Below are 9,347 nucleotides of genomic sequence, written 5' to 3'. Positions count from 1 at the left end.
CTGCTCTCTTGCAACGCCTGATTGTCCTGCGGACAATCAAGCTCGCTCGCTCGCACAGTTTTTATACGGTACGTTGTGGTTAATATAGATTACTCACTATGAAAAACTTCTACACTTTTCTTTTAGTTGGATACACAGTATTTTCTTTCGGACAAAATAAATTGGAAGGAATTTATTGCGTGGATAATCCGACCGGGGACTTCTTTGAATGTTTAGAATTTAAAGGAAATGGATTTTCATTCGAAGAAGGAGGACATGGTGGGATTCATTCATATGGTTCCGGGACTTTTGACCAGACTGATAAATATCTTATTTTAAATTACAATCAAACAAAACCATTGGAGTTAAGTTACCATAAGTTAAAATTTTGGATTAATAGTAATCCAGTTATTGATTTAAAAGTAAACGCAATGGATTTAAAAGGTAACAAAATAAGAGGAGCAAATATTTTTGTGAGTAACTCAAAATATGGAGTTGTTGCTGATACTCTTGGTTATGGTCAACTTAAATTGGAAAAAAAGGATCAAAATTTAGAATTAATAATTTCTTATTTAGGGTATGTTCGAGAGACAATCCAGCTAAGACAAGATTTTAATTATGAAATCGATGTTTATTTAAAAGAAGGATCTATGCCTACACCGATTTTACATCAAACAGACACACTGAAAATAAACCAATACAAGAAAGATTCATTTGAAGTTATAAATAAGAATTCAAGAGTTCGAGGCTGGAATAAAAGACTTCAGGAAAACTAACCACAACAACATATAAAAACAATGCTTAATTTGTTCTTGAATCGAAACTCCCTGCTCGCTTTCTCAGCGGATTGTCCTGCGGACAATCACGCGCGCCAGCTCGCACAGTTTTTATACGGGACGTTGCCAAACATTTGATGAAAAATATATTCTACATATCATTCCTTTTTCTGATTCTGATTTTCAGTTGCAAATCTCATATCACAACAGATTTAAAAAAATTGAAGACAATAGACGCGCAAAAAACGACGGAAATAATCACGCAGATTTTGCAGGACGAAAGTAAAGGCTTTTTATCCTCGAGTTGCATAACGGAAAAGCCAAAAGCAATCTCCTACCCAATGGTTTCGGATTTTGATGAATACGTTAAAAATCATTTGAAAATAGAAGATACTGTTCATTATAATTTACAATCACACTTGTACAAAAATTTCAAACTTACAGCAGATTTAGTTCCAAACAAGAAAATATTGACCCAAGAACAATTTGAGGAATTTGAAAAGAAATCGGAAAATGGTGGATTTTCTTTTTGGAACTGGCTTGAAACAAATTGCGAAAATGGTTACAGCTCAATAAGCAAACCTATCTTTAATGAAACTTTTGATTTAGCTTATGTCCAACTGGGAACAGTTTGCGGTGGTTTATGTGGTGGGGGAGAAGAAAGGATCTATGAGCTAATCAATGGAAAATGGATTGAAAAAGAAAGTTTTGGAAGTTGGATAAGTTGAAGAAAAAAACGTTTGGCAACAACATATAAAAACAATGCTTAAACCTGTCTCAAATCGAAACTTCTTGCTCACTTGCTCAGCGGATTGTCCTGGGGACAATCACGCCCGCCAGCTCGCACAGTTTTTATACGAGACGTTACCAAAAATGCCTCCAAAAACTCGTCGGAAAAAAGTTGATATTAATAAAAAAATCCTTCGCAAAACATTTTTGAAAAACGCGTAAACCTTGAAAAACAGGGCGGGCAAAATAGTGGAAATTTTTCTTAATTTTAAAAAACAAAGCCAAACCTGGCGCATAAAAAACAGGACGGGAAAAAGCTGACCTGAATTATAACCGCGGCGGACGAAAAAACGGATTTGTTTACTTGGCTTGGGGTTTTTAAAAAAGGCTTTTGCTGGTTTTCCAGCATGGACAAGAGCAGCGGACTCTCACTCAGGCGTTAAAATCAGAAAAACAAAACGTGCTTACTCAAACGTGTCGGCACATTTTGGTAACAATGTATAAAAACAATGCTTATATTAGTCTTGAATCGAAACACTTAGGGTACTTGCTGCGTCTGATTTTCCTGCGGAAAATCATCTCCGGCAATCGCCGCACAGTTTTTATACGGGACGTTGGCAGCAAGGCAAAGAAAATAGGATGAAAGAAGATAAAAACTCTGATATTCAAAAAGACATCGCAATTTTAGAAGAATTAGATACATCTTCGAAATTGATTAAGCTTGGACTTGGAGAACTACAAAATATAGATTTAGACAATGATTTTTACTTTCTCCCATTTCAATTAATTTCTCAAGGATTTGAGCGATTCCTTAAATCGTATATATGTCTTGCATACTATGATTTGCACAAACAATATCCTGATTTTAAATATTTAAAAAACCTTGGCCACGATTTAGAACTACTTCTAAAGGAAATTTTGGATAAGTACATAAAAGATTATGAAAGAGATCAATATCAAGAAGACTTGAAATTTTTGCAATCCGATAAAGATTTAAATGAAATGCTCTCCATTCTTTCGGAATTTGGAAAAAAAGCAAGGTATCACAATTTCGATTTAATTACAGAGAATAAACAAATAGGTATAAATGCCAAAACAGCCTGGACAAAGTTTGAAGATAGAATAATTAGAAAAGATAAAAACTGGTTAGAAAAACTAAACGATTTTGATAAACAACACGAAATTTATGAGAGTGTTAGTTTATATATAATTGTAATTTTTGAAAAATTTATTTCATCTCTCTCACGACAATTTAATTTTAATTGTTTGGGTGCTAAGGGTACTCAGTTAACAGTAGGTTCATATTTCAACTTCGCGTTATTACGAGAAAGTAATTATGGAACAACGGATTACAGAAAAATCACAACCAGACATAAACAAAAACCAAAGAAAGTCCATAAGAGAACTTTAAAAGACGAAATGGACAGAAAGTTGAATCCAAAATACAAAAGTAAAAAAATCAATAAGTCCGAATATAAAGGAGATTGGCCATTTTTAGCAGATGAAGTAATTATTGAATGTCGTGAGAAACATTGGTGCATTGTAACAATAGATGGATTCGATTATGCATTGAATGCAACTGCAAGTGGTAGATATCAACTCGAATTTCCACAGGAAGCAGGTATGGCAATTAGGGGTAAAAATATTAGCGATTTTATTAATATAGCCAGGAATCTATAAAGCCCAGCTGCCAACAACATATAAAAACAATGCTAAAACCTGTCTCAAATCGAAACTCCTTGCTCGCTTCCTTAGCGGATTGTCCTGCGGACAATCACGCACGCCAGCTCGCACAGTTTTTATACGAGACGTTGTGGTGCATTAAAATAATAATATGAGAACAAAGGAAATCAAAGAATTTTTACCATTAGCAATCTTATCTATTATCGGACTTGTTTCAGTTCTTCAAGTTCTGTTGACCGATTACACTTTTAATTACCGACAATATATTGGATTATCATTATTAATGGTTTGTGGCATATTCTTTTTCACTGACAGAAGGTTATATAGATACTTTTTCGGTATTACATTGATTTTAGGAACTTTAAATTTAATTGCTTTTTCTACTTACATTTTCGCCTTCTATTTTATTTTCTTTCCAATACAGATATTACCATTTATTTTTTTAGTGGTTTATTTAATTAAATATAGAGAACGCATTAGTGATTTATATTTCCGATCCATTCAAAAAAGTGAGGAAGAAGAACAGGAGTATTACGATAGAAAATTAAAACGGTTCAAAGAAAAATTTTCTGAATTGAGCGACCCAGAAATTGAAGACAAGTTAAATCAAGAACTAGTTCCAGAAGCAAAACAGGCTCTGATAGAATTAATAGAAAATAGAAACCAGAAAACGCACCACAACAACATATAAAAACAATGCTCAAACCTGTATCAAATCGAAACTTCTTGCTCGCTTGCTCAGCGGATTGTCCTGCGGACAATCACGCGCGCCAGCTCGCACAGTTTTTATACGAGACGTTGGCAACAAGCTAAAAATTTAAAATAACTGACTATTGAAAATTAAGAACTTCTTTGAAAAATACACGGAAAAGCCTACTTCAACCTTTAGCCGACTTTTTATTACCTTCCTTTTCGGTTTTTTACCGTTTACGATCATTTTTGGTTTACTGACCATTGCAGGAGTTGAACCTGTAACCTTCAATGGTGAAGATTATTACGGATTTGTGGGGTTCTTGGTGATACTGATCGCTACTCCGATAACGGCTTCTGTTTTCGCAATTTTCACTTATCTATACCTAATGATCGGATTTTTAATGCTAAAAGGATTTAAGAAACTCTTAATACGGTAAAAGCCAGTTGCCAACAAGATATAAAAACAATGCTTAATTTAGTCTCGAATCGAAACTCTTTGCTTACTTGCTGCGTCTGATTTTCCTGCGGAAAATCATCGCCGGCAATCGCCGCACTGTTTTTATACGGGACGTTGGCATTAATTAAGAAAACAATTGAATAAGAAAAAACGATTTGTATATTTTTCTAGTCCAGAACATTGGTTTCAAGCCGCCTCGGAATTGAATGATGTTGTAGAAGAACTCTATTTAATAAGAGATAAAGCTCATTATACACAATTCTTTGGCGATACAAATCAAAGGATAAAAAGACCTGCATATTCTAGGGGAACATATCTTTTAATGGCCTATGCTCTAGAGAATCTTCTAAAGGGAATTGCTGTTCTAAATAATCCTGATTTGGTAAATACTGGAAAAATTGATAAATCAATAAAAACTCACGATTTAAATGAGTTATCAGGATTGAACGATTTTCGACCGAACAACAAGCAAAAAGAGTTTCAATCTATTTTATCCGCTCAATGCATTTCAAATGCTCGATATCCAGTGGGTCTTAACGAACAAATTGAGATGACTGACCCTTCAGTGACTGATGAAGATTTTACGATTTATAAAAAACTATTTAAAAAGTATCAATCATATTTAGCTAGTAATTTCAATCTAAAAGGGTGGGATAGCGGATTGAACGACCCGTCATTAAAAACAAAACCTGGTGAATGGCATTATTTTGAAAATAACTAATGCCAACAACATATAAAAACAATGCTTAATTTATTCTTGAATCGAAACTTCCTGCTCGCTTGCAACGCCTGATTGTCCTGCGGACAATCAAGCTCGCCAGCTCGCACAGTTTTTATACGAGACGTTGTGCACAATTTTCCCAAAAAGCGATAAATAGGTTATGAATTACAGAAAAGAAACAATCTCTAAAACCTGCAGAAAATTTCTTTTGTTTATGATGTTACATAGTTTACTGAGCTGCACTGATCAAGGATGTAAATATGTAACTGTAAGCGAAGAGCCCTATATCGCCTACTGCAAAAATCAAGATGATATAGTCTACAAAGATGATAGATTTATTTTCAATAAAGATATTGAAAAGCTTCATTCAGGTGCTATGGAATTTATAAAAATAGGAGAAGACTCCTTAGCAAAAGTCCAGCTTGAAGGTGCCTTGGAAATTGAACCCACTAATCCAATTTTATTGAACGATTTAGGGAATTTAGAAGAAAGAACAAAAGATTTTGAAAGAGCAATTAGTCTTTTTAAAGAGGCAATCAAATCATCTGATTCAATATATTTTCCAGCAGAATATAACTTGGCGGACCTCTACGCTATTTTAGGTGAGCAAGAGAAAGCTGAATTTCATTACAATCACATAATAAAAAAGCACAGAAATGACTTTCTAAATGGTCTGGCTTATCGCGGACTCGCTGAAATGTATATCGATTATGGCTATCAAGGAAAAGCTAAAGAAATGATCATAAAGGCTAAAGAATCGATGGAAAATTACTCCGATTTCGTATCAAATTTTAATGTCTTGGAAAAAAGAATTGACGATTACAATTAAGCAAACTGTGCACAACATTATATAAAAACAATGCTCAAACCTGTCTCAATTCGAAAGTCCGTGCTCGCTTGCAACGCCTGATTGTCCTGCGGACAATCAAGCTCGCCAGCTCGCACAGTTTTTATACGGGACGTTGGCAACAAGGCGAAAAAACAAATTGAATGAATTGGGATGAAACCTTTAGATTAATATTTGCTGCTTTAGCTTCAGTTGGTGGAGCCGGTGCAATTATTGTCGGATTTTCTAAATATTTAGGAGAGTTATTTTCCAAAAAATATGAGCAAAAGTTAATTGCAAAATTTCAAAATCAAATCAACGAATATCAGAACAAGCTGGATATTCTAAAAACAACAACATTAAGATACTCTGACAGACAATTCGAACTCTATTCTATATTATGGTCAAGTCTTCAAAACTTAAAAATATCAGCTGACAACCTTTGGGAAAAAGCTAACTCTAAAAATTTAGTCAACTTTTCAAAACAATTACGAGAAACAAAAATTGAAATTGAGAAGGCATCGTTATTTATTGAAGATGTTCACTATAAAGAATTAGCGGGCATAATAAAACACTTTAGCGAATTTGAAATTGGCAAGAAAATGCTTATCGATTATCGCAAAACTACCCAGTTGGAAGAACATTTAATAGAACGACAAATGATTGCTGGAAATCAAAGAGTTAAAAACAGATATAACGAACTGATTTTAATCATCAAATCGGACTTAAAAAAACAGCTTAAAGGTGAATAAGCCCAGTTGCCAACACTGTATAAAAACAATGCTAAAACCTGTCTTGAATCGAAATTCTGTGCGTACTTGCTGCGTCTGATTTTCCTGCGGAAAATCATCGCCGGCAATCGCCGCACAGTTTTTATACGGGACGTTGTGTGTAAGCTAAATCAGAATGCAAAAAAATGGAAACCGTTGAATTAAGAAATAAACCAGAACTTAAGATTACCATTAATCAAAACGGATTTCAGATACTCGATTCTGCCGATCCAGTTAATAATGGACACTATTCTTTTTTTAAACTAAATCATGTTGAATTCCATCCAGCACAAACGGACTGGCTTGTCTCTATTGTAAGTGTTGTGGTGGATTTAATTACAGGTGGTGGAAACAGTGGTAAATTTAAAAATAAGCCGAACCTGCAATTCAAGGTCGCCAGCCAATCTTTTAAAGTTTATCTCATAGATGCTGACTTGGATAAAGCAAAAGCAATAACAGATCTTCTAAATAAGAAAAGCCTACACACAACAACATATAAAAACAATGCTTAATTTGTTCTTGAATCGAAAATCCGTGCTCGCTTGCTCAGCGGACTGTCCTGCGGACAATCACGTTCGCCAGCTTGCACAGTTTTTATACGGGACGTTAGCCTTAATTTAAAAAATGTACGTAAAACACGCTGACCTTAAAACAGATTCAATATCACAGCTTCCATTATGGAGATATATGGACTTATGGAAATTTTTAAAAATAGTTAATTCCTCAAGCTTATTTTTTCCTTCGGTAGGTCTACTCGGTGACCAAATGGAAGGCAAAATTCCAGAGTCAGTTTATAGAGGAATGAAAGAGCACGATAGACGAAATGGAAGAGAAGATAATTTTGTGGATGTATATAAAAATTTTATGGAAGATTATTCCAGAAACAAAACATTGATATTATCCTGGAATGCTGCCAAAAATGAATCCTTTGCATTGTGGAAGATGTATGCAAAAGACAAATTAGGAGTTGCTATTAAAACGGATATAACTAAATTAAAAAATTGCTTTAAAAATACGGAAGAAGAAATCTTTATTGGAGAAGTCTCATATTTTGATCAAGACAACCCGAGCTACAACATCGGTCATTTTTCTACACTTTTATCAAAGCATATATACTACAATTACGAGAAGGAAGTTCGGTGTTTAACCAGAATGGAAGATGATGAAAACTTAGCGTATAAAAATATTCAAGTGGATCTTAATGAATTGATTGATGAAGTCTATATATCTCCGTTTGCTTTTGAATCAGGTTTATTAGAGATAATAGAATTTTTAAAAGAGAAGCATTGCTTAAATTTTAGTATTAAAATGTCGGGTATAAATGATTCCTGGTTATAAAACTAAGGCTAACAACATATAAAAACAATGCTTAAACCTGTCTCGAATCGAAACCTCCTGCTCGCTTGCAACGCCTGATTGTCCTGCGGACAATCACGCACGCCAGCTCGCACAGTTTTTATACGGGACGTTGCAAACAATGCTGAGTTAAAGTCGAATAAAAATCAAGTTAGAATTCATATCTAAAGAGGATTCATTTAGAAATATACACTTATCGGCTGATTGAAAACTTATAGTAAAATATATTTAATAAACAAATGATTAAAAAATATTTACCCATCATTCTAGGAGGAGCTATAGGATTCGGACTCTCATATATTCCGAATAACTATATGAGCAAAAAGTATGAGAATATCGCTTTCTTTATTGTAGCTGGAATTGTAATTATTTTAGCCGTAAGGAAGTATTTTTCGAGTAAAAAACAAGAAGAAAACGGATAATCCGAATAATGGATTTTAAGCACAGTTTGCAACAATATATAAAAACAATGCTCAAGCCTGTCTCGAATAGAAAGTCCGTGCTCGCTTGCTGCGCCTGATTGTCCTGCGGACAATCAAGCTCGCCAGCTCGCACAGTTTTTATACGGGACGTTGGGCACAATTCTCCAAATGAAGAAACTTCATTAATTTCTTCGGCTAACGTCAAGGAAAAGGATAGAGAAAAGAGGAAATTAGTAAAAGAGTGAAAAAATACAACTAATTGAAAATCAATAATAAAATTTGACGTTAGTCAGAATTAAAAACAACAAAAAATGAAGATTAAAGCCTTTATTATTTCCCTTACCCTGACAATTATTTCTTTTTGTGAATCCTACGGACAAGAAGGAAATTTAAATGATGTTGAATATACCATAATAGCAAAAGGAACGGACTCACCAATCCCCGATCTTCAAATAGTATGTTTCAATAAATATTTCAACAAAGATTATTTACCGAGCGATTTTCGAAAAAAATACAACCTGGACGAAAAACGTCTCTATAAAAAGAAAATGTTAGTTGAACTTTTTCACTCCGACACTGATGGAAAAGGCCTGGACGAAATTGAATTGATAGGAATTCAAGAAAATGATGAGAATCTAATCGTAAATTACAATGTAATTAACAGCGACACCAAAAATGACGAAGAGAAACTATCACCTTTTTTAATAGTTCAAGTTCCAAAATCAAAGAAAGATATCAAATTCGTCGTAAATGGTTCAGAATTAGGAAAAGGAACTGAGCTCTACGTGGATTAAAACTGTGCCCAACAAAATATAAAAACAATGCTTTAATTTAGTCTCAAATTTAAACTATGTGCGTTTTTTTCTAAACCTGATTTTTCCTACAGAAAAAATCATTACCTGTAAGCAGCACAGTTTTTATACGGGACGTTGGCA

General features: G+C 34.0%; 12 protein-coding genes. All 12 read left to right on the top strand.

Annotated elements, in window-relative coordinates:
• Positions 1 to 98 precede the first annotated feature (98 nt).
• The 12 genes from B5440_RS15265 (at position 99) to B5440_RS15210 (ending at position 9,206) form a co-directional block, all read left to right on the top strand.
• Entirely contained in the window at positions 99 to 755 is a 657-nt protein-coding gene (locus B5440_RS15265) for a carboxypeptidase-like regulatory domain-containing protein (RefSeq protein ID WP_070054810.1), read from the top strand.
• Positions 756 to 976: 221 nt separating this feature from the next.
• Positions 977 to 1,483: a hypothetical protein gene (locus B5440_RS15260; RefSeq protein WP_232756033.1), complete on the top strand. Its 507-nt coding sequence runs from the start codon at positions 977 to 979 to the stop codon at positions 1,481 to 1,483.
• Positions 1,484 to 2,123: 640 nt separating this feature from the next.
• Complete coding sequence (locus B5440_RS15255) at positions 2,124 to 3,164, top strand: hypothetical protein (RefSeq protein WP_070054812.1); 1,041 nt, start codon at positions 2,124 to 2,126, stop codon at positions 3,162 to 3,164.
• Between the two features lie 154 nt (positions 3,165 to 3,318).
• Positions 3,319 to 3,858 (top strand): hypothetical protein, encoded by a 540-nt coding sequence (locus B5440_RS15250; protein WP_070054813.1) that lies wholly within the window; start codon positions 3,319 to 3,321, stop codon positions 3,856 to 3,858.
• 142 nt (positions 3,859 to 4,000) lie between these two features.
• Complete coding sequence (locus B5440_RS15245; RefSeq protein ID WP_070054814.1) at positions 4,001 to 4,297, top strand: hypothetical protein; 297 nt, start codon at positions 4,001 to 4,003, stop codon at positions 4,295 to 4,297.
• 156 nt (positions 4,298 to 4,453) lie between these two features.
• Positions 4,454 to 5,038 (top strand): hypothetical protein, encoded by a 585-nt coding sequence (locus tag B5440_RS15240; protein ID WP_070054815.1) that lies wholly within the window; start codon positions 4,454 to 4,456, stop codon positions 5,036 to 5,038.
• A 214-nt stretch (positions 5,039 to 5,252) separates the two neighbouring features.
• Positions 5,253 to 5,867, top strand: a complete 615-nt coding sequence (locus tag B5440_RS15235) for a hypothetical protein (protein WP_157823652.1) — start codon at positions 5,253 to 5,255, stop codon at positions 5,865 to 5,867.
• A gap of 161 nt (positions 5,868 to 6,028) precedes the next feature.
• On the top strand, positions 6,029 to 6,616 hold the full coding sequence (locus tag B5440_RS15230; protein ID WP_070054817.1) for a hypothetical protein: 588 nt from the start codon (positions 6,029 to 6,031) through the stop codon (positions 6,614 to 6,616).
• A gap of 164 nt (positions 6,617 to 6,780) precedes the next feature.
• On the top strand, positions 6,781 to 7,146 hold the full coding sequence (locus B5440_RS15225) for a hypothetical protein (protein ID WP_070054818.1): 366 nt from the start codon (positions 6,781 to 6,783) through the stop codon (positions 7,144 to 7,146).
• Positions 7,147 to 7,258: 112 nt separating this feature from the next.
• Positions 7,259 to 7,972: a DUF2971 domain-containing protein gene (locus B5440_RS15220; protein WP_070054819.1), complete on the top strand. Its 714-nt coding sequence runs from the start codon at positions 7,259 to 7,261 to the stop codon at positions 7,970 to 7,972.
• A 257-nt stretch (positions 7,973 to 8,229) separates the two neighbouring features.
• Positions 8,230 to 8,412: a hypothetical protein gene (locus B5440_RS15215; protein WP_070054820.1), complete on the top strand. Its 183-nt coding sequence runs from the start codon at positions 8,230 to 8,232 to the stop codon at positions 8,410 to 8,412.
• A 311-nt stretch (positions 8,413 to 8,723) separates the two neighbouring features.
• On the top strand, positions 8,724 to 9,206 hold the full coding sequence (locus B5440_RS15210; RefSeq protein WP_079711066.1) for a hypothetical protein: 483 nt from the start codon (positions 8,724 to 8,726) through the stop codon (positions 9,204 to 9,206).
• The last annotated feature ends 141 nt before the right edge of the window (positions 9,207 to 9,347 follow it).

The sequence above is a fragment of the Salegentibacter salarius genome (assembly GCF_900168265.1).
GTDB lineage: Bacteria > Bacteroidota > Bacteroidia > Flavobacteriales > Flavobacteriaceae > Salegentibacter > Salegentibacter salarius.
This window is presented reverse-complemented; position numbering and strand designations above follow the sequence as displayed.

Excerpts from the sequence above, each read along its gene's own strand:
- B5440_RS15255 (WP_070054812.1), top strand. The coding sequence starts at position 2,124 with ATGAAAGAAGATAAAAACTCTGATATTCAAAAAGACATCGCAATTTTA.
- B5440_RS15265 (WP_070054810.1), top strand. The coding sequence starts at position 99 with ATGAAAAACTTCTACACTTTTCTTTTAGTTGGATACACAGTATTTTCT.
- B5440_RS15215 (WP_070054820.1), top strand. The coding sequence starts at position 8,230 with ATGATTAAAAAATATTTACCCATCATTCTAGGAGGAGCTATAGGATTC.
- B5440_RS15210 (WP_079711066.1), top strand. The coding sequence starts at position 8,724 with ATGAAGATTAAAGCCTTTATTATTTCCCTTACCCTGACAATTATTTCT.
- B5440_RS15220 (WP_070054819.1), top strand. The coding sequence starts at position 7,259 with ATGTACGTAAAACACGCTGACCTTAAAACAGATTCAATATCACAGCTT.
- B5440_RS15230 (WP_070054817.1), top strand. The coding sequence starts at position 6,029 with ATGAATTGGGATGAAACCTTTAGATTAATATTTGCTGCTTTAGCTTCA.
- B5440_RS15235 (WP_157823652.1), top strand. The coding sequence starts at position 5,253 with ATGATGTTACATAGTTTACTGAGCTGCACTGATCAAGGATGTAAATAT.
- B5440_RS15250 (WP_070054813.1), top strand. The coding sequence starts at position 3,319 with ATGAGAACAAAGGAAATCAAAGAATTTTTACCATTAGCAATCTTATCT.
- B5440_RS15225 (WP_070054818.1), top strand. The coding sequence starts at position 6,781 with ATGGAAACCGTTGAATTAAGAAATAAACCAGAACTTAAGATTACCATT.